17 protein-coding genes are annotated in these 23,379 nt (G+C 57.9%); 14 read left to right on the forward strand and 3 right to left on the reverse strand.

Translation table 11 applies throughout. From position 1 onward, the window contains the following. Positions 1-1,491, reverse strand: a 1,491-nt coding sequence (locus FJY67_05550) for a hypothetical protein (protein ID MBM3328924.1), incomplete at its 3' end; no start/stop codon positions are given. Positions 1,492-1,890: 399 nt separating this feature from the next. Between FJY67_05550 and hisS the strand changes: the two genes are divergently transcribed. From hisS to mazG, 14 genes are all read left to right on the forward strand, one after another. After that, positions 1,891-3,303, forward strand: a complete 1,413-nt coding sequence (gene hisS, locus FJY67_05555) for a histidine--tRNA ligase (GenBank protein ID MBM3328925.1) — start codon at positions 1,891-1,893, stop codon at positions 3,301-3,303. Continuing rightward, entirely contained in the window at positions 3,300-3,539 is a 240-nt protein-coding gene (locus FJY67_05560; GenBank protein ID MBM3328926.1) for a hypothetical protein, read from the forward strand. The genes hisS and FJY67_05560 overlap by 4 nt, the downstream gene beginning before the upstream one ends. Before the next feature lie 120 nt (positions 3,540-3,659). Beyond that, positions 3,660-5,093, forward strand: coding sequence for an Asp-tRNA(Asn)/Glu-tRNA(Gln) amidotransferase subunit GatB (gene gatB / locus FJY67_05565; protein MBM3328927.1), 1,434 nt, complete (start codon positions 3,660-3,662; stop codon positions 5,091-5,093). Positions 5,094-5,175: 82 nt separating this feature from the next. Continuing rightward, positions 5,176-5,346, forward strand: a complete 171-nt coding sequence (locus FJY67_05570; GenBank protein ID MBM3328928.1) for a hypothetical protein — start codon at positions 5,176-5,178, stop codon at positions 5,344-5,346. A gap of 130 nt (positions 5,347-5,476) precedes the next feature. After that, the gene (locus FJY67_05575; protein ID MBM3328929.1) at positions 5,477-6,445 is read left to right on the forward strand and encodes a flippase-like domain-containing protein; all 969 of its coding nucleotides are present in this window, start codon (positions 5,477-5,479) and stop codon (positions 6,443-6,445) included. Further along, a complete protein-coding gene (locus FJY67_05580) occupies positions 6,442-7,608 on the forward strand; it encodes a glycosyltransferase (protein MBM3328930.1) in 1,167 nt (388 codons plus the stop codon). Before FJY67_05575 ends, FJY67_05580 begins: the two co-directional genes overlap by 4 nt. Next, positions 7,601-8,221: a polysaccharide deacetylase family protein gene (locus FJY67_05585; protein MBM3328931.1), complete on the forward strand. Its 621-nt coding sequence runs from the start codon at positions 7,601-7,603 to the stop codon at positions 8,219-8,221. Before FJY67_05580 ends, FJY67_05585 begins: the two co-directional genes overlap by 8 nt. A 9-nt stretch (positions 8,222-8,230) precedes the next feature. After that, a complete protein-coding gene (locus tag FJY67_05590; protein ID MBM3328932.1) occupies positions 8,231-9,829 on the forward strand; it encodes a hypothetical protein in 1,599 nt (532 codons plus the stop codon). A gap of 157 nt (positions 9,830-9,986) precedes the next feature. Then, positions 9,987-11,390 (forward strand): chromosomal replication initiator protein DnaA, encoded by a 1,404-nt coding sequence (gene dnaA, locus FJY67_05595; protein ID MBM3328933.1) that lies wholly within the window; start codon positions 9,987-9,989, stop codon positions 11,388-11,390. 228 nt (positions 11,391-11,618) lie between these two features. Beyond that, entirely contained in the window at positions 11,619-12,737 is a 1,119-nt protein-coding gene (gene dnaN, locus FJY67_05600) for a DNA polymerase III subunit beta (protein MBM3328934.1), read from the forward strand. A 397-nt stretch (positions 12,738-13,134) separates the two neighbouring features. Further along, positions 13,135-13,515, forward strand: coding sequence for a DUF721 domain-containing protein (locus tag FJY67_05605; GenBank protein MBM3328935.1), 381 nt, complete (start codon positions 13,135-13,137; stop codon positions 13,513-13,515). Between the two features lie 125 nt (positions 13,516-13,640). Continuing rightward, on the forward strand, positions 13,641-15,614 hold the full coding sequence (gene gyrB / locus FJY67_05610) for a DNA topoisomerase (ATP-hydrolyzing) subunit B (protein MBM3328936.1): 1,974 nt from the start codon (positions 13,641-13,643) through the stop codon (positions 15,612-15,614). A gap of 13 nt (positions 15,615-15,627) precedes the next feature. Then, positions 15,628-17,040 carry an MloB gene (locus FJY67_05615; GenBank protein MBM3328937.1) on the forward strand — a complete coding sequence of 471 codons (1,413 nt, stop codon included), beginning with the start codon at positions 15,628-15,630 and terminating at the stop codon, positions 17,038-17,040. 145 nt (positions 17,041-17,185) lie between these two features. Further along, the gene (gene mazG / locus FJY67_05620; protein ID MBM3328938.1) at positions 17,186-18,070 is read left to right on the forward strand and encodes a nucleoside triphosphate pyrophosphohydrolase; all 885 of its coding nucleotides are present in this window, start codon (positions 17,186-17,188) and stop codon (positions 18,068-18,070) included. Between the two features lie 364 nt (positions 18,071-18,434). On the opposite strand, the gene FJY67_05625 is transcribed toward mazG, so the two are convergent. Continuing rightward, positions 18,435-20,075 carry a T9SS type A sorting domain-containing protein gene (locus FJY67_05625; GenBank protein MBM3328939.1) on the reverse strand — a complete coding sequence of 547 codons (1,641 nt, stop codon included), beginning with the start codon at positions 20,073-20,075 and terminating at the stop codon, positions 18,435-18,437. A 1-nt stretch (position 20,076) separates the two neighbouring features. Next, positions 20,077-23,319 (reverse strand): T9SS type A sorting domain-containing protein, encoded by a 3,243-nt coding sequence (locus FJY67_05630; protein ID MBM3328940.1) that lies wholly within the window; start codon positions 23,317-23,319, stop codon positions 20,077-20,079. Positions 23,320-23,379: the final 60 nt, after the last annotated feature.

Consider the following 23,379-nt stretch of genomic DNA (forward strand, 5'->3'; position numbering starts at 1 on the left):
CGAAGGCGATAGGTCGGATGACGAGAGGAGAAGTTCTTTGAGGTCGTCCGTCCCCATCCCGCTGAAGGCGTCGTGCAACGGCCGGTGGGCGTCGAGCGTATGGCAGAGCGCGCAGTTGCGTTCCCAGACCGCTTTGCCATGACCGGCGGTGATGCCCTCAACTTGCAGTCGCGCATCGCCGGGGCGGCCGCGGGTGCGTCCCCAATCGGACCGAAGGTCCTTCGCAAGGGCTTCGGATGCACCGGACAAGTAGGCGGCAATCTCCTCTGCTTCGTCTTCGGTGCCGAAGAAGGGCGGCATAGCCCCGCGCATCAGCCCGGTTCGGGGGATCAGGTGCTCGAGGTCGCCCTCACTCCAGCCCCTTTCGGCGATCTTCCGGGCGAGTCCATTGTAACCCTCGAGGCTGTGGCAGGAAGCGCAGGCAGCCCGGTAGAGGTCTTCGCCGCGCCGCGCCGGGTCGGAGTGCTTCCACTTGATCGATTCAACCAGTCCAGCCTCGCGCAGCCGGCCCGTATCGGGAACCGCGATGCCGTTGGAATACATATAGCCGTGGATCACGAAGGGCTTGCGGCTCGCTTCACGCTCCCACTCGAAAGACCCGAAGAGCACCAGCCCGACAGCCAGCAGGAGGACCGCTTCGGCGCGCTCCATCTTGCGCGGTCGAAGGAGCGGGCTTAGGGTAACTCCGATGGCTGCAAGCACTGCACTCCATATGCCGGCTTGGCGGGACAATTCGAGCGCCTTCCAGTTGCCGGCGAGGTAGTTCGTGACCGAATCGGGAAGGGCATTGAAATACCAGTAAGCCGTCGGCACGAGGAGGATCAAAGCCGGTAGCGACCAGTAGGAAGCGATCCGCAGGACGCGCTCCTTGAGGGCCGGATCGGCCAGTTTCGATCCGGTATAGAAGGCGAAGAGCCCGGCCATGAAGAGCGTCAAGAGGGTCCGGAAGACGAGCGATGGCAGGTAGGTCGGGTTGAAAAAGCCGTCCCAGACGTTGTAAGTCGCGAGCCAGTCGCCCGGGGTGAGCATAAAGGTGATGATGCCGTTGATCACCGCGAGCGATCCCCACGCAGCGACGAAATAGACCCCCATCACCTGCACATGGCGCTTCGGCGAGAGACGGTCCCAGCCGTAGAAATAGACCAGCGAAGCGCTGATCTCGACGACGAACATAACCCACTCGACCGCCCAGAACCAGACGAAGATGTGGATGAGAGCCGACGTCGCGGCGGGGCTGATGAGGCCGATGGTGAACCAGATGCCGACGCCCGAGAGGGCTCCGAAGACGAGCGTCAGGATCAGAAAGAAGCGGCTGTGCTCGCGAACATAACCGAGCAGCGCCGCGTCGCCGCGCCGGTGCGCTACCGATTCATAGACGGCGAGAAATAGACCGCCGCCGATGGCGAAATGGGCAATGAAGACATGTGGGATGGCGACCAGCGCGATCAAGAGCGGCAGGCCGAATCCGACATCCCAGACCGGGAAGTTCATAGCATCTCCCCCAAGTTGGACAACGTGCTCACAAGTTAGGCCGGCACAGGCGGGAGTGCAACGAAAACGAGGCCGCGGAGGCGAAACTGTTGACGAACGGGAGGACTGGCTTTATCGGCTTGCGGAAGGCATTACTAACGAACTCAGAACCATCCCTGATCCAGCGATCGGCGTTTGCTGCTTTCACCTCTGGGGTGAAAGCCAATTGTGCGGTCGGATGTCCTCATCTGACCTTACCGCCGGATTAGGGAACCATCTTGTCTCCTCCTCCCCCGCGAAGCAGGGGGGAGAATGCAAAACACACTGCATTTGGTAATAATGACGGAAGACCAGACGCCTGCTTTCCCTCACCCCCCCGCGCCTTGCGCTCCCGACTGCCGGCTTCTATATTGAAAGGTTATGCCTGACAAACCCCGTATCACGCCCGCGCTGCCCCGGGGCATGCGCGACTTCCTGCCCGATCAACTGGCGGTCCGCCGCCGGGTGATCGAGACGCTGCGCGGCGTCTTTGAACTCTACGGCTTCCAGCCGCTCGAGACGCCGGCGATGGAACGGCTCGATGTCCTGCAGGGCAAATATGGCGAGGAAGGCGAGAAACTCTCCTATCTGGTCTTGAAGCGGGGCGCCGAGTTCGAGCGGGCATTGGAGAAGGTTAAAGCCGAGGGGCTGACCGGAGCCGAGGCGCAACGGGAACTGGCGGACCTGGGTCTCCGCTACGACCTGACGGTGCCCTTGGCGCGGGTGGTGGCGATGAACCAGGGCAAACTGCAGATGCCCTTCAAACGGTATCAGATCGCTCCGGTCTGGCGAGCCGACCGCCCGCAAGCCGGCCGTTACCGCGAATTCACCCAGTGCGACGTCGATATCGTGGGGACCGATTCGCCGGTCGCAGACGCGGAGATTATCGCTCTAATTGTCAACTGTTTTGACCGCTTAGATTTGGATGTCAGAGTCGTCTTTAACGACAGGCGACTCTTGAGAGGTGTCGCAGAATCCGCCGGCATTCCAAAAGAACAGTTTCAGGAATTTTGCACCACTTTGGACAAATATGACAAAATAGGCAGGGATAATCTTGTAAAAGAGTGGCAGGCGAGAGGAATCAAAATTGATAGGCCAATCGCTTTAATAGAAATTCTCGAATATGATGAACTCGAGAACATTGACCGCTATACAAAAGGCAGGATCAAATCAGTCATTAGTGAGATCGAGGCTATTAGGTCGCTTGCGACACGCTTATCTCGAGATGATGCTATTGCATTGGAGCTTAGCCTCGCACGTGGATTGGACTATTACACAAGCACTGTTTTCGAAGTGAGAAGCGAGGAAGTTTCCATCGGGAGCTTAGGCGGTGGCGGGCGGTATGATGGATTAGTATCTGCTTTCTCAAAAGAATCAATCCCTGCCGTTGGAACATCATTTGGCATAGACCGGATAGTCGATGTTCTTCGTGAATTTGGATTGAAAGACAAGAAAACATTGCCAACTGTTGCAGTTCTATCCTCAGTGCCATTTGGGCGACAAATAGATGGTTCGATTGTAAGAATGCCGGAGGCAACAAAGAAGGTTTGTGAGTTCATTCGCAATGACGGCATTCCATGCGAGATTAGCTATTCGCCTGATGCCCCTCTTGGCAAGCAGATTCAATTATATGTACGCCGCGGGGTTGATTATGCAATTTTCCTAGACAATGAAATGGCTGATTCTGAAGCGTTACCTATTGAAATTAAGCATCTTGCCACCGGTGAGCAGCGCACCCTCACCCTCGCCGAAGCGGTGAAGTGGATTAAGGAAACGAAGAACAAAGGACTATGACCAAAGAACTTAATGTCGATCGGACCGGACGGGTCGCTCTGCCGGCCGAGGTTCGCAGGCGCCTCGAAGCCGAACCGCGCCTGAAACTCCGCATCAAGGATCTGCCCGATGGCAATTTCTTGCTCGAGATCGGTTACGACCCCCTCGAGTGGAAAGGCATCATCAAGGATCGTGGCGTCAGGCTAAGCGTTGAGGAGATCATTGCCGCCGTAAAACAACGCGGTAATCGCACTTGATCGCACTCGATACCAATGTAGTGATCCGACTCCTAATGGTGTCAGCATCAACATTAGCATTAGTCATCGGACTTCAGTTCTGGATTCCGGCTTGCGCCGGAATGATGAGGGGAAACCGGACTGACACTACCGGAAGATTTCTACACCACCATCGGACTTGAGGTCCACGCTCAACTCCTGACGCGGACCAAGATGTTCTGCCGCTGCGAAGCCGCTTACGGCGAAGCCCCCAACAGCCGCACCTGCCCGGTCTGTCTGGGGCTGCCGGGTGCGCTTCCCGTCCCCAACCGGAAAGCCGTCGAGATGGCCGCCCGGATGGGGCTTGCCGTCGGGTCTCGGGTCGCCTTCAAGACCAAGTTCGACCGCAAGAACTATTTCTATCCCGACCTGCCGAAGGGCTACCAGATATCCCAGTTCGACCAGCCGCTCTGCGCCGGCGGCGAGGTCGTCATCCGGGGTAGTTGGGGCTTGAAATCTGTCCGCATCATCCGCATCCACCTCGAAGAGGATGCCGGCAAATCGTCGCACGACGACACCGACGGAACGCTCGTCGATCTGAACCGCTGCGGCGTGCCTTTGATCGAGATCGTCTCGGCGCCTGACCTTGCATCGCCCGAGGAGGCCTATGCCTACCTGCTCGAAGTCCGCCGGCTGGTGCGGTGGCTCGGCATCTGCGACGGCAACCTCGAGGAGGGCTCGCTGCGCTGCGACGCTAACATCTCGGTCGCGCGGGCTGGCGATCCGCCCGGGACGCCGGTCGAGATCAAGAACCTCAACTCGTTCCACGGCGTTCAGAAGGCGCTCTATTACGAGATCGATCGGCAACAGGCGGCGCTGGCGAATGGCGAGCGGATCGTCCGGCGGACGCTGCTCTGGGATGCCGGCAGGGGCGAAACGCGGGCGATGCGGTCGAAGGAGTCGGCGCACGACTATAGATACTTCCCGGAACCCGATCTGGTCGAACTGGAACTAACTGCGTCGTGGCTTGCGAATATCGAACTGAGCCTGCCGGAACTGCCCCCGGCAATGCGCGACCGGTATCTGGCGCTCGGCATCAAAGCCGACGACGCCGAAGTGCTGACCGCCGAACGTGAGATCGGACTCTATTTCGACGAGGTCTTGTCGCACCTGCCGGGCGATATGCCGCGCGCCGTCCGGTGGGTCGTTGGCGAAGCGCTCAGGTGGCGAAAGGAATTAGGCGGCGGCGAACGCTTCATCGTCGAAGCCTCTGCAACCTGTTCGCTTGCCAGATTGGAAGCCTCCGGCGCCGTTTCCACCATCGCCGCCAAGACCATCTACGAAGAAATGGCGCGCACTGGACGCAGTGATTCTGAAGCGATTATGCGCGAAAGGAGCCTTGAACAAGTGCGTGACGAAAGCGCGCTCGAAGTCGCCGTCCGCAAAGTGCTGGACGACAATCCGTCCGAAGTGGCGCGTTACCGAGCCGGGGAACTGAAGTTGAAAGGCTTTTTCGTTGGTCAGGCCATGAAGGCAACGGCGGGCAAGGGCGACCCTAAGGCGGTAGGGGAGATCCTCAACCGGTTGTTAGGATAGGGAGAGGTGGTGCCGTAATATCACTCTGCGACTTTATCTATGCGTACACGCCTTGAGCACCCGCTGAACACCTCGCGCCTGCATCTATCATTTTGCTCTCCCCGAACTGCGCAGTGCATTGAAGGCTCCGGGCAACGAGGATCAGCAGGATGCACTTGAGATTTTGATCAGCGGCCATCGACTCAGAGATATTATAGTGAGGTGCAGATTATTGTTGCCGTTCCTGGAGGGCGGACATTCCTGTCCGCCCTGATGAGAAGTTCCTATAAGGCAAGGGCAGCCCAGATAGTCCGCCCCCCAAGTCAACTCTTTCTGCACTGAATAATAGTGATTTGCCGTTCGATCTGGCAATCTGAATCAATAGGACGCAAATCATTGCGCCCATGCCGGTCCTCACTTTGACCCGCCGCGGCTTACTTCTCGTTAAGGCGGCGATCGGAGCCCTACTGCTCGGCTTGATCGCCTGGACGATCGAGCCGTCCCGGATCCTGTCCGCGTTGCGCGGCGCCGAGCGCTCGTCGCTGGCTGTGGCGGCGCTCCTGATGCCGGTCAATCTGGCGCTTCAGGAATGGAAGTGGCGATATCTCGTCCGGCTGGTCGAGCCGTCCGTGCCGCTGCGCCAGACCTGGGGCTCGCTGCTGGGCGGGATGGCGTTCGGGATCGTGACGCCGGGGCGGATCGGGGAGTATGGTCGATCGCTCCTGATTCCGGGGACGCCGCCCCTAAAACTGGTCGGCTTGACGGTGATCGACAAGTTCTACAACCTCGGGCTGACGATAGCCGTCGGCTTGCCGGCGCTCTTCAGTCTGCCTTGGGCTGTCGGGTTCTTGGGAGAGGGCTATTTCCATCGGGCGACCTTCGTCGCGCTGGGAGTGTTTGATCTGGTGCTCCTCTACATGGCGCTCGATCCGCGCCCGGTGCGCAGTCTGCTCTACGCTGCACAACTCCTGCTGCCCAAGGGCGATAAGATCGCCCAACTGGCAGGAGGTCTCGACCGGTTCACCCCGGCTCAAGCGCGGGTGACGTTTCTCTTCACGCTCGCACACTATGGTGTTTTTTTGCTGCAATATCACATCCTTATCAACGGCATGGCGGCGCTGCCCTGGGCGCACTCGTCGCGCGGTGCCGCATCTACTCTATTTGCCAAGTCGGCGCTGCCGGTCGCGATCGGCGACCTCGGCGTCGATCAAATCGTCGCCGTGCAGTTCTTCGGCCAGTTCGGGGTAGCGGCTGAAGCAGCCTTTAATGCGTCGCTCCTTCTCTTTGCCCTCAATGTCCTGATGCCGGCGCTGACAGGGGTCTTCTTCGTCGGACGGCTCCCGGTCGGACGCGGGAAGGCGGTGGAGCAGTGACCATCGCAACTATAGTCTATCTCACCCTATTAGGAATAGGCGCGGCCGCTTATGCCCTCTTCACCGGACTGATCCTGAAGGGCTTTGCAAGATTGCGTCGTTCGCCACAGCGACCCTCCTCCTACCGGCCGTCGGTCAGTGTCGTCGTGCCGGCGCGCAACGAAGAGGCGGTAATCGGCGAGACGCTCGCCAGTCTGCTCGCTCAGGACTACCCGCCCGACCGGTTCGAGATCGTCGTCGTCGATGACCGCTCGACCGACGGCACAGCCGATGTGGTGCGCGATGCCGGAGCCCATGCTGCCAACCTCTGTCTGGTGCGTCAGACCAGGGTCGATCCCACCCGAAGCCCCAAGAAACAGGCTCTCGCCGGCGGGGTTAGAGCCGCCAAAGGCGAGGTCATTATGATGACCGACGCCGACTGCTTCCACCATCCGCAATGGATTTCGGGCGCCATCGAGCGAATGAAGCGGGAGGTCGGGATGGTCGTCGGACAGGCGCGGTTTGCTCTGCCGCCGGACGCACCTCTTTGGCAGCGGATGCAGGCGCTCGACTTCCGGGCTCAAGGGCTCTGCGCAGCCGGTCTCGTCGCCGCGGGACGACCGCTTACTTGCAGCGGCGCCAGTCTGGCCGTCCGGAGAGTGGCGTTTGAAGCCGTCAAGGGCTACGAAGGCGTCGATCACTACACCTCCGGCGACGACGAGTTGCTGATGGCCAAAATCGCCGCGACAGAGTGGCGCATCGCAGCGACATCGGGCGAAGCCGCCGTGGTGATGACCCGCCCTCCGACGTCCTTAAAGGATCTGTGGAATCAGCGCCTCCGCTGGGCCTCGAAGACCTCGCGATACCGCGGCACGGAGGCGTTGATCCTGGGCGGCGTCTTCCTCTTCTATGTGATGCTGATGTTGGCGCCGCTGACAGCCTGGCTGCGAGGTGCCTGGTGGCCCCTAACTGCGATCTTCGTAGCCAAGGTCTGGCTCGACCAGACGGTCATCGTCCGGGGACTACGGCTCTTCGAGGGCGGACGGCTGCGCTGGTTCGACTTTCTTATGGCCGAACTGTTCCATCCCCCGTTCATTGTCGCGGCAGTGTTGGGCGGCAGGTTCGGCACTTTTCGCTGGAAGGACGAGTCCTACGAGCACGGCCGGGCTGTGAAGCGTGATTGATCTTCTCCCCGATCTTGCCGCGCGGATCCTGCCGGATGTTGCGTCGCGAGGTCAAGGCCGGCACATCTACCTCACCTTTGACGACGGTCCCGATCCCGACATCACACCGCAACTGCTCGACCATCTCGGGCATGCATCCGTCCGGGCTGCCTTCTTCCTGACGGGCCGGCAGGTGGAGCGGCACCCCGACATTGCCCGTCGGATTATTAGGGAAGGGCATATCTTAGGCAGCCATGGCTACGACCATCGCCCCTTGACGTTTGCTTCGCCGGGAAGGGCTGGTGCCGACCTCGACCGTGCCGATGCGGCGATCCGCCAGGCGACCGGGTTCTGCCCGTTCCTCTACCGTCCGCCGTATGGACGGATTGGACCGGGCGTCTATCGCGCCGCCCGACTGCGCGAACGGCGAATCGTCCTCTGGCGCTACGCCCCGGGCGACTGGAAACCGCTCGGCCGGGAATTGCTCGCCGCGCGACTGCTTCGTAATGTCGGACCGGGTGACATCGTCCTCCTGCACGACCGGGGAGCGGGGGTAGGCGACCTGATTGCCGCTCTGCCCGAAGTCCTGGCGGAATGGCAGCGGCGCGGGATGACCTTCACCGCGCTGCCGTAGCGCTTGCCGATGACCTTCGACGATCTTCCTTCGCTCCTGCCGCTGGCAGCGCTCTATGCCGAAACCCACTACCGGTTCCGGTTCTTCCCCTTCAGTCTCTACTATCGCCGCGCCCCCGAGATCATCTTCGACGCGCCTTACCGCGTCGAGCCGGGACAGCCGGTGCCGGTGGCGCTCATCGTCAAGGATGGCAACCGGTTCCCGGTCCGGATCGAGGAGGTTACACTGACGCTTCGGTCGGGGAATGGATTGCCTTCGATGCCGGCCCTACGAAGATCGTTCAGAATCGATGAAGTAACCACCAATCCGCTGCATTACTACCTCTTCGAAGTCGATCCGGGGCATCTTTCGCCCGGCGAGGTCGCACTCGACGCGCAGGCTCGCGTCCGCCAGGCAAGCCGGATTCGCATCGTCCATAATGACAACTATCCCGGCCTAACGCACTCGCCGCTTCGGATTCACCTGGCAGCAGATCCGCTCCCGTCGCTGCCGGACTGGACGGCCGGTGAACTCCATTGCCACACCTCCTACGGCAGCGATCAGGTCGAGTTCGGCGCGCCGCTCGAGGTGATCCAGCGCTTTGCCGCAGCCTTGGGGCATGGCTGGGCGACTCTGACCGACCATTCCTACAACCTCGACGATCTCCCGGACGACTACCTTAAGCGCGATCCCGCTCTCGCCAAATGGAACGCCCTATGGGACGAAGCAGACCGGCTCAACCAAATGGACGCACCCTGCCTCATCCCGGGCGAGGAACTGACCTGCCGTAACGCGCGCGGCCGGAACGTCCATATGATCATTCTCGGCAACCGGGAGTTCCTTCACGGCAGCGGCGATGGAGCCGAGCGGTGGTTCCGGACGGAAAGCGAGTGGTCGGTCGGCGAGGCACTGGCCCGGATCTCACCGCAGGCTTTCGCTGCCGCTGCGCACCCGCTTGCCCCGACGCCGCCGCTCGAATACCTGCTCGTCCGGCGCGGGAGTTGGGAGGCATCCGACCTTGCCGAAGGCAGACTCGACGGCTGGCAGATCGCCAACGGCGAATGGGATGAGGGCTTTCGCAGAGGCTATGACGAATGGCGTAAGGCGCTGCTGTCCGGTGAAATGCGAATTATCTTCGGCGGCAACGACGCGCACGGCAACTTCAACCGGTTTCGTCAGGTGCGCCTGCCGATGGTGCGCCTTCAAGAGCACCACCGGAACCGCTTCGGGGTCGTCACAACACGCGTGAAGGCGGGCCCAAAGCCGCGTCCGGCGGAGGTGATTGCTGCACTTAAAGCCGGTGAAGCCGTTGTCAGCGACGGGCCGGCGCTCGCTCTGCGCCGCATCGAAAGACCGCCTGATGGAAATGCCCGTCCCGAAGTCGAGGCAGTATGGTCGAGCAGCGACGAGTTTGGCCCGGTGCGAAGAGTGAGTCTCTTCGGAATTACCAGAGACCTTGAAGTGGACTTCCTTAAGGAGCGGACAGACGACCCGGCAGGCCGAATGCCTTATGGTGGGAGCCTCCGCCTGACAGTGCCGGATGGAGCCAACGTCCGGGCAGAACTGGAGACTATCGGGAAGGAAGGGCGAACACATCGCGCCTTCACCAATCCGATCCTCCTGAAATAACGGAACTAACCGGCACTTGAGGGTGAGGATCCGGAGCGGCGGGAAGATTTCCCGACCCGGCGCGTCAAAATGGCTTGACAAGAGGCATTCCCGTGTCTATATTGCTTCACCTTCTCTCGCTTCCAATCTAACATCACTTTTTTCAAGGACTAAGCATATGACTGAGCCGGCACCGGCGGGGGCCGAATACCTCGAGGTCTGGGAGCAGATCGTCGAGCGACTCAAGGCAGCCCTGCCTCACAGTGCCTATGCGACTTGGTTCCGGCCGGTTAAAGCCCTGGGATTTGACGGCTCGAATCTGACCTTGGGTGTCGGTTCACGGTTTCACCGCGAGTGGATTGAGGCTCACTACCGGCAACCGCTCGTCGATGCGGTCGGCGCTGTGCTAGGGAGTGACATCCGAATCGTCTTCCAGATCGTCGGACTGGATCAAAAGAGTATCGTATCGGTTGAGCCGCCTGTGCCCTTGGTGACGACTGCCGTATCTACTAACGGCAGCGGACCGTCGCACGCGGTGCAGGAGCGGTTCGAGAGCAACCTCAACAACGCTTTTACTTTTGCAAACTACGTTGAGGGCGATTGTAACCGCTTCGCCCGGGCGGCGGCGGTTGCCTGCTCGGAACAGCCCGGCAAGACGCCCTTCAACCCTTTGATGATCTACGGCGGCCCGGGGCTCGGCAAGACCCATCTTTTGCAGGCTATCGGTAACTATATTATGGAGAACCGCACCGCGCGCAAGGTTGTTTATACGACCAGCGAGCAGTTCACCAACGGGTTCGTCGAGGCACTCAAGTCGGGCAAGGTCGATGCATTTAGCAAGTCGCACCGGAGGGTCGATGTGCTGTTGATCGACGATGTTCAATTTCTGATGGCAAAGGAGAAGACCCAGGAGGAGTTCTTTCACACCTTTAACGCGCTTCATCACGCCGGCAAGCAACTGGTCTTCTCCTCAGACCGGCCGCCGCGGGATCTGACCGGTTTCGATGAGCGCCTGGTAAGCCGCCTTCAGTGGGGCCTGGTCACCGAGATTACCGCTCCCGAATATGAAACGCGGATGGCGATCCTCATGCAGCGAGCGGAACAGGAGGGCATTGCGCTGCCGGAGGATGTTGCGCACTTCCTGGCGCTCAATGTCACCGATAACATCCGCAGTCTTCAAGGTGCGCTTATTCACATGCTGGCTCAATCCTCGCTTCTGGGAAGGGTCATTTCAGTCGATTTGGCACGGCAGGTGATGCGTAACTTTGCCACCCATATCGAAACGACCATATCTATTGAGCGCATTCAACAGATCGTGGCCGATACTTACGACATGAGCAGCGATCTGCTTCGTTCCAAGACCCGCCGCCGGGATATCGCCGAAGCCCGAATGGTTGCGATGTTCCTGGCGACAGAATATACCCGCCATACTTTGAAGGCTATAGGACTACACTTTGGCGGCCGGGATCATGCAACCATCATTCACGCCCGTGAGACGATCAATGAACGCTGTAAGGAGGACAAGCAAATGATGGCACAAATCGAAGAACTGCGACGTCGGATCGAAATGGCTTCTTTATAGTTTGTCTTTTATTCACATATCCACAGCCGGAGTGTTACTTATTTTTCGTTAGGTGTCTACTATTTCAATCTCGACTATTTTGTTCCTTATCTCAATCGTGATGTTTATGGATTTTTACTTCCTTCTTTAGGATGTTCTTATCTACCTTTAAGAAACCTTGCTTGTTCACATATTCACCACACTATAACATCAACAAGTTTTCAATTTATCCTCATATAGGTAACAAGGATGAGGTTCTCTTTTTCCCAGTCGGTCATTTCGCGGGGTCTTCAGAAGGTGATGGGCGCAGTATCGTCCAAGGTGCCGATACCGTCGCTTTCCAATGTCCACCTTCGAATCGAAGATCATAAACTTCATATTACTGCGACGGACCTTGAGGTTACGGTCACGGCCAGTGTGGAACTGGTCGAAAGCGACGGGACCGGAGCCGTTCTGGTTCAAGCCAAGCGGCTGCAGGAGTTGATCAACGCCCTGCCCGATATGGTGCTGGAGATGGAGGTCACAGATAACTTCAAGGTCTCGCTCAAGGGCGAGGGATTGGGTCATTATCAGATCCCCGGCGGCAACCCGCTTGACTTTCCTGAACTGCCAACCGTCGATGCCGGTCTGAATCTGAAGATGTCAGGGACAACACTCAAGCGCATGGTCGGCAAGACGATCTTTGCCGTATCCAAGGACGATATGCGTCCGGTCTTGACGGGTCTGCTCCTGCAGGTGAAAGGCTCGGAGGTACGGATGGTGGCGACCGATGGGCACCGGCTGTCGAAGATATCGCGGTTCGATGCGAACATCACCGGGGAGCCGCGGGATGAGGTGATCCCGATGAAGGCGTTGAACCTGCTAACCCGCAGCCTCGACGACGATGATGAGGTCTCTATCGGCCTGGCGCAGACGCGCGCGGTCTTTCATACCGACGGGCAGCGGCTCATTACCCGGCTCATCGATGGCAACTATCCAAAGTATGAGCAGGTCATACCAACCAGTCAGCCTTCGCAGTTGCGCATCCGGACGGGGGAGTGGATGTCGGCGGTGCGGCGGACATCGATCTTCGCCAGCAGCATCTCGCATCAGGTGAAACTTGATATCAAAGCCGGTGAACTAAAGATCGAGGCGAGTGACCCGGAGTATGGCGGTCACGCTGAGGAGCACGTCCCCTGCAACTTCGTCGGCGAAGATCTCGAGATTGCCTACAACTCGCAGTATCTGAGCGATTGCCTGCGCCAGATCGACACTGAGGATACCGAAGTCGGACTCAGCAATTCGAACGACGCCGCGATCATCAAGCCGACCCATCAGGCGACGGACGAAGAGTTCCTGATGCTGCTGATGCCGATTCGATTGAGATAGGAATAGGATTACCCCCCAAGGTTGCCCCCTATCGGGGCTTTCAAACCTCCGTGTCCCCGATGGGGGTGCGAGCCAATCGGCTTGCGATTGTCTTGACGCACGGAGCACCGCACAGGAGCAGGTGGTTCTCGTCAGTTTCCACCTGCTCCCAAGGCGGAATAAATAATTATTAATGGGTGCATCAAATAGTAGCATCAGTAGGACGGTCATTCTTGTCCGTCCTAAGGGCAGGCAAGAATGCCTGCCCTACTTGGGAATACCACCATCATCTGCGCACATTAATAAATGGAGTGTGCAGGCAATATAAGTCGTCGTTCCCGCGCAGGCGGGAACCCACGCTAACCAATCGGGTTTGGATCCCCGCCGGTGCGAGGATGACGCTGCCGGCTGCTTAACTATGGGACAGCGCAGGAACCACAACCTTCCCCGTGAAGAGCCCCCCCACAAGCCCCGCTACGGCACCGGCCGGAAGTGGGAGCAAGCCCGTCCTCGCACCGAACACGACCAGCGCGTCGCCGGCGTCCTCGAGTCGCTCTTCGAAGCGCTTGGCGTCCAGAGACGCGTTCGCGAGCAAGCCGCGCTGAAGGTCTGGGACGACGTCGTAGGCGCACAAATTGCGTCCGTGGCACGTCCGCAGGGCATCGAAAACGGCGTCCTGACCGTTAAGGTGAAAGGTGCCGCCTGGAAGAATGAACTGACCTACCTTGAAACCGGGATTCGCACCCGGCTCAACGCCGCCCTCGCCTCCGACCTTGTCCGGACGATCAAGTTTTTGTAAATTGACTTGATTGGGCGAACTCCGCCGGAACCGCAGCCGTGCTGAGCACCATACCGCCTGTGTTCGATAAGCCTCGTTTGGAAATCATCCCGATGCCCCGTTCTTCCTCCGCCGGATCCGAGCCGATGCTCGAAGCCGGCACCTATAGCGCCAGCGATATCCAGGTATTGAAGGGCCTTGAGGCCGTCCAGCGTCGTCCCGCCATGTATATCGGCGACGTCAGCGCTCGCGGCCTCCACCATCTCATTTACGAAGTGGTCGATAACTCCATCGACGAAGCGATGGGGGGTTACTGTTCGCGCATCACCGTCGTCCTCAATGCCGACGGGTCGGTAACGGTGGAAGACAACGGGCGCGGCATACCGGTCGATATCCATCCCGAAGAGAAGAAGTCGGCGCTCGAAGTTGTGATGACCGTCCTGCATGCCGGCGGCAAGTTCGACAGGCATACTTATAAGGTCTCGGGCGGTCTGCATGGCGTCGGGGTCTCGGTGGTCAACGCCCTCTCGCTGCGCTGCCGGGTCGAGGTGGGCAGGTTCAAGCGTCTTCACATTCAGGAGTATAGACGCGGCGATCCGCTCGGGCCGGTGAAGGATCTTGGGCCGACCGACTTCCAGGGAACGCGGACGACCTTCCTTCCGGATCCAGAGATATTCAAGAACCCGGAGTGGCACTACAGCACCGTTGTCGGGCGTCTGCGGGAACTTGCATACCTGAACCGCGGCCTTGAAATCATTCTGAATGACGAGCGCCCCGGCGAAGAGCGGAGCGAGCGATTTCACTACGAAGGCGGCCTCTCAGAGTTCGTTCGCTACCTCGATGAGACGCGCCAGGCGCTCATCTCGAAGCCGATCCACATCACGGGCGAGCGCGACGGCGTACCGGTCGAGATCGCACTCCAGTGGAACGACTCCTACACCGAGAACATCTTCACCTTCGTCAACAACATCAACACCGTCGAGGGTGGGTCGCACCTGGCGGGGTTCAAGACCGCGCTGACCCGTACCCTCAATAGTTATGCCCTTCGAAATCAGATCTTTAAGAATGATAAGTTCACGCTTTCGGGCGAGGACTGCCGGGAGGGTCTGACGGCGGTCATCTCGGTGATGGTTGCCGAGCCGCAGTTTGAGGGTCAGACTAAGACCAAGTTGGGCAACAGCGAGGTGAAAGGGATCGTCGAGACGGTCTTCGGCGACGGCCTGGCGAGGTATCTCGAGGAGAACCCCTCGGTCGCGAAGAAGGTGCTGGAGAAGTCCGTCCAGGCTGCGCGGGCGCGGGATGCGGCAAGGAAGGCTCGTGAACTGGTGCGGCGCAAAGGAGCGCTCGAGTCGGGAGAATTGCCGGGCAAGTTAGCCGACTGCTCGATCAACGACCCCGAGCACTGCGAACTCTACCTTGTGGAGGGCGATTCGGCGGGCGGGTCCGCCAAGCAGGGTCGGGACCGCCGGTTTCAAGCCATTCTGCCGCTTAGGGGAAAAATCCTGAATGTCGAAAAGGCGCGGCTCGACAAGATTCTCGGCAACGCCGAAATCCGCACTATGATCGCGGCAATAGGGGCCGGCTTCAGGCTGTCGGGCGAAGAAGAAGAGGAAGTATCCGGCAACGAGAACGGCAACGGCAATGGCAACGGATCGGGTGGCTTCGACCTGGCCAAACTGCGCTACGGCAAAATCATCATAATGACCGACGCCGACGTCGATGGCGCGCACATCCGGACGCTGCTGCTGACCTTTTTCTATCGCTATATGCCGGAATTGGTCACGCAGGGGCACGTCTTTATCGCCCAGCCGCCGCTCTACCGGGTCTTCAAAGGCCGCGAGGAGCACTATGCCTACGACGACGAAGAGCGCGAGCGGCTCGCCGACCGGCTCGGCGGCAAAGGCGTCAACATCCAACGTTACAAAGGCTTGGGGGAGATGAACCCGGAGCAACTCTGGGCCACGACGATGGACCCCGAAAAGCGGACCGTGTTGAAGGTCTCGATCGAGGACGCGGCAGATGCCGACCGGCTCTTCTCGACCCTGATGGGGGACGAGGTCGAACCGCGCCGCCGCTTCATCGAGGAGAACGCGCGGTATGTCCGGAATTTGGATGTGTAGGGAGGGGTGAACGATGACAGTTACCAAAGCGGATATTGATATTTGGCGAAGCCTTCCGTCCGAAACTCAGAAAATTGAGTTTAAGGAAGCCAAGGTGCAAATTGATTCGCGAGAGATCTGCAAATACTGCACGGCCATAGCTAATGAAGGCGGAGGACACCTAATCTTGGGAGTTAGGAATAAACCCATTCCAAGGGAAATAGTGGGTTCGAAGGCAATCCACGACCCTGTAAAAGAGACCGAAAGGTTGTTCTCGGAACTCTCCTTTAGAGTTGAGATTGAAGAGGTATTGCATCCGGAAGGCCGAATAGTTGTTTTCACGATCCCATCTCGTCCGCGCGGAACGGCATACAAATATGATGGCAGATACTGGGAGCGGATCGGGCAGCAACTTAGGGAGATGAGCAGCGATACACTGCGCAGAATCTTTGCTGAAGGAACGCCGGATTGGCTTGAGGAGTATTCAAAAATAGATCTAACGCTTGACGAGGTTCTAAATCTTCTGGATTATGGATATTTTTTCAGTCGTTTCGAACTGCCGCTGCCTACGGAGAAGCGGAGTATCGTTGGCAGATTTGTGATGGAACGACTTGTAGATGAGCGGAATTACACTTACTCCATAAGACGATTATGCTCAATCTTGTTTGCGCGCAACTTGAGTGATTTTCCGGACATTTCACGGAAACTGGTGCGGGTGATAGTCTATAATGATTCGTCCAAACTTAATCCCAGACAAGAGAGGTCTTTTATCAGGGGATATGGTGTGGAATTTGAGCCTATAGTGGATTTTGTAATGAGTCAACTACCCCAGAATGAAGTGATAGAGCGAGCCGTTCGGCGAGAAGTAAGAATGGTGCCCGAATTGGCCGTGAGGGAGTTGGTGGCAAACGCGATGATACATCAGGACTTTCAAGTCCAGGGTGCAACCATTATGATAGAAATATTCCCCAACAGGCTCGAAATTAGCAATCCCGGTATGCCCATCATAAATGTGGACCGTTTCATCGACGGTTATCAATCCCGGAATGGAAGATTGACGGACTTAATGAGACTATTGGGCTATTGTGAAGCGCGAAGCAGCGGAATTGACAAGGTCATAAATGCCGCCGAATTGTATCAATTGCCGGCGCCTGAGTTCAGGGGGGACTTGATTAGAACTACTGCGATTCTATATGGCCAAAGGAGTCTGGATCAGATGACGGGGTCCGATCGGGTTCGCGCATGTTATCAGCATTGTGCCCTTAAGTATGTGATGAGAGAACGGATGACCAACCAAACGCTGCGCGAGAGATTCCGATTGCCCGAGCAAAAGCGCAGCACGATTTCTCAAATCATTCAGTCGGCAGTCCAGACAGGCAAGATCAAGATTGACGAGCGCACCACCGGCTCGCGAAAGTTCGCCCGCTACCTCCCCTACTGGGCCTGATCTTATTTAATCTCAACCGCCACCGCGGTGGAGTCCATCGTGTATCTATATGCCTTGCAGCAAGATACTTATTTAAGCCCATTTCAACTTCGTCAGCCGGACGACCGGGCTCGACGAACTACCCTTGAATCCAGACACCTCCCCTATGCCCTACGTTCCTCCCTCCCCTGAGGATGCCATTCGCGACGTGGTTCTGCCCGAGGGCGAGAGCCTTGCTGTCGAACAGTTGATCAAAGTGATGGCGCGGCTCCGCGCACCCGACGGCTGCCCCTGGGATAGGGCTCAGACCTTCCAATCGCTGCTGCCCAACCTTCTCGAAGAGACTTACGAATACCTCCACGCCGTCCGCGAAGACGATCCCGCTGCAATGCGCGAGGAGTTGGGCGACCTTTTCCTGCAGGTGATCTTCCACGCCCAAATTGCTGCCGAAGCCGGCCTCTTCGACCTCGGCTCGGCCGCACGGGAACTGACCCTCAAACTGATCCGAAGGCATCCGCACGTCTTCGGCGACGACAAGGCCGAGACCCCCGATCATGCCCTCGAATCGTGGAACAATTCGAAACGGCGTGAAGGCTCACACACCATTCAACTGGAGAAGATTCCCCGCGCTATGCCGGCGCTCCTCAGGGCACGCAAGATTCAGGAAAAGTCAGCCCGGGTAGGCTTTGAATGGCCCGATGTGAGCGGCGCGATGCAGAAGATCGATGAAGAACTGCAGGAACTGAAAGCAGCGATAGCGGGCAATGCCATTGACAATGATGATGATGATGATAAATGGAGGGATTCAACACTCCGCATTCCGCACTCCGCATTGGACGAGGTCGGCGACCTGCTCTTTGCAGTGGTCAATGTGGCGCGCTACTTAAAGGTCGATCCCGAAACAGCGCTGAACGCGACGAACGAAAAGTTTATCCGCCGTTTTCGGGTCATCGAGGATCGTTTGAGGGAGCGGGGACGGACGATGGAAGAGACGTCGCTAAGCGAGATGGATGCGATCTGGGAGGAAGCGAAATCTACCGCCGAGGGGTAGTATTAAGGGGTGCATCAATTAGTGTCATCCTGCTTAGGTCGAGATGCTTCACTGCGTTCAGCATGACAAGCGCCCTTGTTGACACAATATATTGCACCAGGTAATAATTAGATAGGGGAAGATAACTTTCCCCTCTACACAGCAGGGGAGAAATGAAAGGAGGTGTGCTGACGAACGACGCCCAAAACCTCGTCTTCAGCGGTCTCAGGGGGCCTCGCCTCGGGCAGGCTGCAACACCTCCTCCGCCACTTGCATTGGGGCCGATTTGTCGCTATACTGAACCTATGCGCATTAGAATCCTCATCGGTCTCATCCTATCGGCTGCCCTAACGAAATTCTGTCCTTGCCGTAGCCGACCTTAAGCCTATTTCACCAGTGCCACCTTGCGCGAGAGGGACTGCCCCGCGGCATCGAGACGGATCAGATAGATCCCCGCCGGGCGATCCGACGCATCCCAAATTGCAGTATGCAAACCCTCCCCCAACTGCCCGCGCGGCGATAGATCTGATACCTGCCGGCCCAACCCGTCATAGACCCGCAAACGAACCGCCCCCGGCGCTGGCAGCGAGTAGGAGATCGTCGTCTGCGCATTGAACGGGTTAGGCCAGGCTGGATAGAGCACATATCGTTCCGGGACCGCTGGCAACACCCCCGGCTTGACTGAACCAGGCCGTCCATCGGGGTAAAACTCATAGAGAAGGTCGGTATCTCGACGATACATTTCTACAACATCGTTGTCGCTCACCCAGACCATCAACTTCCCATCGGGGCGCACCAACATCTTTTTCGTCGAGAGGGCTACGGTGTCAGGACTGAAGCGGTAGTGATCGAGCGAATCGCCATGGGTGTCAAGATAGAATAAGTTCAACGTCCCGCGCTGCGGCCAGCGAGGATCAGGCCACAATTGTCCCAAAATCATTAGATTGCGACCCGAAATCACCGCAAATTGACATCTCCATTCAAAGTTAAATTCACGAAATTTAATTCGACGATAGTCAATGCTATCCCCATCTGCATTGTATTCAATGAATATAAGGCATGCAATGTAAATTATGGAGTCCGGGTAAGTCCGATGACGCGCAGTATCTGACCCCATCGTTACCGCACCCCATCGCCCATCCTCGAATTGGAATAAATTCTTGTTGATGTTAACAGGATAAGTTTCATACCAGACGCGCGCATGCATCGTCTCCTTATACCATATTTCATTCCCGGACGTGTCTAACTTGGTCATTGTGAACCATTCCATCCTATCAATAACATTGATCCGCCGATAGACGACAAAGGTGTCGCGTCGTCCCCAAAAGACAAACTGATCCGGATTATTCCGGTCAGGGGTAATGCCCTTGACCCATTGGGATTGGACGAAAGCCCCATTGGGCCGGGGATAGGCAATGCGCCGAGTCCAAAGCGTCTCTCCCGCCTCATTGATGCGCGCGGCATAGACGTCCCGGGTGTCCCCCCCTATGACCCCGGCGTTGTAGAAGACCAGCATATAGCCATTCGGGTCGCGCTCGACATCGACCAACTCATGATACCGGAACAAGGGCAGCCGAATCTCCCGGAACCGCTCCTCGACAAAGCCCGTATCGCTGATATGGAAGCGATAGAGATAATGACGGTCACTGTTTTCACCTTCACGTCGGCGTCCACCTACAATTTCGATCCAGCCGCCGCCCAAGTTATGGCAGAACTTAAGCGTGTGGTAGGGAAATTCATCGTCGATCGGAACGACTTCAGTTGTATCCAATACCTGACTTGTCGTATCAACAAAGATCATTCGATACCCATACCACATAGAGTGAATTTCCAATAGTGAGTCGCCCAAGTCAACCATAAATGGACTGATTTTCCGGCGAATGACGTGCATTGAGTCCCACATCAGTGCTTCGGCTCCGACGGGAAACAACGCAAGCGCAAGAAGCAGCAGATTTCGCCGCATCTTACTCATCACACTGGAGGGGGGCGGGGAAAATCTCCCCGCCCCCCTTGCATTCATTGCCATCCTACCGCACCAGCGCGACTTGCGAGACGCGAACTCCGCCCGGACCTTCGGCACGAACGAAGTAAAGACCGGCGGCAACACCTTCGGCGTCCCAAACCAGTCGGTGCTTCCCGGCCGGACGTAAGCCTTGCGCCAAGGTTTGAATCCTCCGCCCTATGAGGTCATAGACCGCAACCTCGATCCTTCCCGCCTCCGGTAGGTCGAGCGTCATCTGCGTTTTCCCGTTGAAGGGATTGGGGTGAATCGAACGCAGCGCAAACGCCGACGGCACCAACTTGTGGCGGATGGCACCCATCGCATAAGCCTCGTCGATCAAACTGTGCAGATGACTGATGTCGCTGTCCAGCCGCGCCAGCCCAGAATGGACCTCTCCCGCCGCGTTGATTTCATGGCCGTCGTCGAGCATCGATTCGGCGAGTATCAGATACTTCTCGTTGCGCAGACTGTCGACAATGTCGTCGAGCGCTTCCCGCCGGGCGATGAAGCCGTCACGGCAATCCTCATAGCGGCCCTCATTGGCAAGCGAAAGGATCGCCACGGTTTCGGCAGTAAAGCGAAGTCCCGCATCGTTGCACTCCTCCGCAAAAGATCCTAGGAAGCCGCGAAGGTTGTCGAATGCGCCCCCGCTATTGGCATAGCAGCCCCGTAGATAGCGCAGGGCCGAATGGCGATGCCCGCCCAGGTCCTCATCCGCCGCGGCACGTTGCAGATAGGGGATCGCTCCGGCATAGTCGCCGGCGTGCATGAGATCGAGGGCTATGAAGAAGTCGCTGAAATCGTCGATATAGTCCTCCGACCAATCTGAATAGTCAACCTGCGCCGGATGGCTGAATAGGCTGTCTTCAAACTCGGAAGGATCCGCGACTCCCCAGTGATTGCCGCGAGCCTTAAGCGTATCCTGGCCGTTGCTGACGAAGGTTATCGCCTTGCGAATGGGAACGCCGTTTCCATTCAATTGAGGCATGATGTTGTTGGCGGTATAGTCCATCACCGGGAATGAGACATCCCGCAGCAGCATTTCGGTGGTGCCGCTGAGCGTAATGTCAATATGATCGAATTCGGGGGTCGACTCGTCGCAATGCAGTCCATACTTGCCGTTGTCGTCGATCCAGGTCTCAAGTCCATTAGCATCATTTCTTAGAAGATTGACTTCGGAACCCAGCATGCGGACCCCGGACGAGAGGCTTTGGGTGCCCAGATTATCGTGGGAAAGCAGATTCCGGCACCATACGAATCCCGTTGGACAGTTGACCGTTAGGACATTTTCATAACGACACTCCAGCACTTCAACGCCGGTCAGGTTGACTCGCGAGTTGTTAAGATAGATGCCGGTGCCGCAGTCCTCAACTACCACGTTTGTAAGTTCGACATTTCCGCCTTCGGCATCGACATTGCGGACTTCTATGCCGGCATAGTTGCTTTGGGTATCGCGAACCTCGATCTCCCGCAGCACGCAGTCAAGAGCATTGTCTCCGTTCAGGTAGATGCCCTTCCAACCGGACCCGGTGCCGTGATAACCGAAGACGATGGTTCCTTCTTCGTCCAGCGGGTTGGTTTCCAGCGTCCCATTGACTATGAAGCGGTAGTTGCCGGTCGCGAGGATCGATGCCGAAGGACGGATCTGCAACTCTGGTGTGCCGCCAATCTGCACGTGAGCAACCGTAAAGTCCGCGAACATATAGTAAACCGCCCATGGCATTAGGCCGGTTCCACTCGAGCCCAACTTCACATAGGATTCGAGCGTCGCGGTCCCGGCTTCGTTGCGGTTGCTGTTTCCGTGGGGCCCGCCGAAGATGCCGCAATCGACATCCGAGGATCCGACATCGAGCCAGTTGGCGTCGTGATTGACATTCATCAAGGCGTTGATGCCCTCGCCCGTCGGGTTCGACCCATTCCACAGGAAGTGGAAGTCAAATGGTGAGGCTTCGCTCACAAGCCGCACCACCGCCCCGTCAACACCGTCCTGGATGCAGCCTGAAATCGCGCAATTGGTCCCGCCGTCGTTCTGAAAGGCGTTGAACTCGTAGATCACGGGTGGATCATTGGTCTCGGTAGTGACATTGATCCCGGTGCCGTCATTGTCGCCGAAGATGTTGTAACTCAACTCGAGCATATAGGTCGGATTCTCGGGATCGAAGGTCTGCGGCCAGACGTTGTTCCCTTCGCCATCCTGATATGAGTCCGGATCCCAGCCCTCGACTCGCAGGCCGTCCCGGTCATTCGACCAGAGGTTGCAGTTGCGGATGCGAACCTTCAGATTCTCATCTTGCTGCCCACCTTGATAGTCGAGGTCGGAAATGCGGATTCCATCAGTCGCGTTGTCGTAGATGGCGCAGTTGTAAATGTTGTAGTAAGATCCGCCGGTGTGAGTTGAATTATCGAAGAGAATTCCGGTCCCGGCATTTCTGAATATCTCGTTAACAGATTCTCCGCCACCTATGGCACCTCTTAGTAGCAAGGCCGGCGCCGTGATGTCCTCATGGCGGTTGCCGCGCATCGTATAGTATTGACCTTCCCGGCCGAGTTCGGCGCCCGATCCACCCATCGCACTGAAATGGCAGTTCGTAACCTCGAAAGAGATCTGGGTGCTGCCCGGATCGGACGAAGTGTTGAGTCCGGTGCCGTAGTGCGAACTGATGGTGCAGGCTTCCATCTCCAGCGCTACGTCATCGCCGGCGATGTAAAGCCCGTCGTTGTCGCTGAGGCGGACTGTGCAGTTGGAGAGGGTAACCGAAGCGTCGTCGTCGGTTACAATGTGCGCAGTAGTTCTTCCACCAAACTCGAAGACGGTATAGCCTGCGTCCAATACGCCTTCGTAAGGCCCCGCCCCCGTTACGAGGAGCCCTTCGAACAGCCCTCGCGTCGTGTCGGATCCGAGATTGGTGAACTTCACCGGCGACTGGGCGGTGCCGTAGCACTGCAGCGTCCCGCGCACCTCGACGGTTGGGTAGCCGGTGTTGTCGCCGCCATAGTCCCAGTCGAACTCGACCGCGACGCCCGATTCGAGCGTCAAGGTCGCCCCCGACGGGACATAAGCGTCCCCCGCGATGATGAATTGGTCGGATGAAGTCCAGGTCGTGCCGGGCCCGCCGGTGCCGGTCAGGTCCTGGTTGTTGCCGTCTTCACCGAAGACGTAGGTCGCAGCCATGGCGCCTCCGGGGGTTAGGCTAAGAAAGAGAGAGAGAGAGACGATTCCGATCGTGAATAGGCTCACGAGGAAGCGGGTTGCGTAACGAGCGAACATGGAACCTTCGTAGAACTAAACATCAACGACAGCAATCAATCTATATCGACCTGCCCTCAA

It is taken from the genome of Calditrichota bacterium (assembly GCA_016867835.1).
Classification (GTDB): domain Bacteria; phylum Electryoneota; class AABM5-125-24; order Hatepunaeales; family Hatepunaeaceae; genus VGIQ01.

Excerpts from the sequence above, each read along its gene's own strand:
- hisS (MBM3328925.1), top strand. The coding sequence starts at position 1,891 with ATGCCTGACAAACCCCGTATCACGCCCGCGCTGCCCCGGGGCATGCGC.
- FJY67_05560 (MBM3328926.1), top strand. The coding sequence starts at position 3,300 with ATGACCAAAGAACTTAATGTCGATCGGACCGGACGGGTCGCTCTGCCG.
- FJY67_05575 (MBM3328929.1), top strand. The coding sequence starts at position 5,477 with ATGCCGGTCCTCACTTTGACCCGCCGCGGCTTACTTCTCGTTAAGGCG.
- FJY67_05590 (MBM3328932.1), top strand. The coding sequence starts at position 8,231 with ATGACCTTCGACGATCTTCCTTCGCTCCTGCCGCTGGCAGCGCTCTAT.
- dnaA (MBM3328933.1), top strand. The coding sequence starts at position 9,987 with ATGACTGAGCCGGCACCGGCGGGGGCCGAATACCTCGAGGTCTGGGAG.
- dnaN (MBM3328934.1), top strand. The coding sequence starts at position 11,619 with ATGAGGTTCTCTTTTTCCCAGTCGGTCATTTCGCGGGGTCTTCAGAAG.
- FJY67_05605 (MBM3328935.1), top strand. The coding sequence starts at position 13,135 with ATGGGACAGCGCAGGAACCACAACCTTCCCCGTGAAGAGCCCCCCCAC.
- gyrB (MBM3328936.1), top strand. The coding sequence starts at position 13,641 with ATGCTCGAAGCCGGCACCTATAGCGCCAGCGATATCCAGGTATTGAAG.
- FJY67_05615 (MBM3328937.1), top strand. The coding sequence starts at position 15,628 with ATGACAGTTACCAAAGCGGATATTGATATTTGGCGAAGCCTTCCGTCC.
- mazG (MBM3328938.1), top strand. The coding sequence starts at position 17,186 with ATGCCCTACGTTCCTCCCTCCCCTGAGGATGCCATTCGCGACGTGGTT.
- FJY67_05625 (MBM3328939.1), bottom strand. The coding sequence starts at position 20,075 with ATGGCAATGAATGCAAGGGGGGCGGGGAGATTTTCCCCGCCCCCCTCC.
- FJY67_05630 (MBM3328940.1), bottom strand. The coding sequence starts at position 23,319 with ATGTTCGCTCGTTACGCAACCCGCTTCCTCGTGAGCCTATTCACGATC.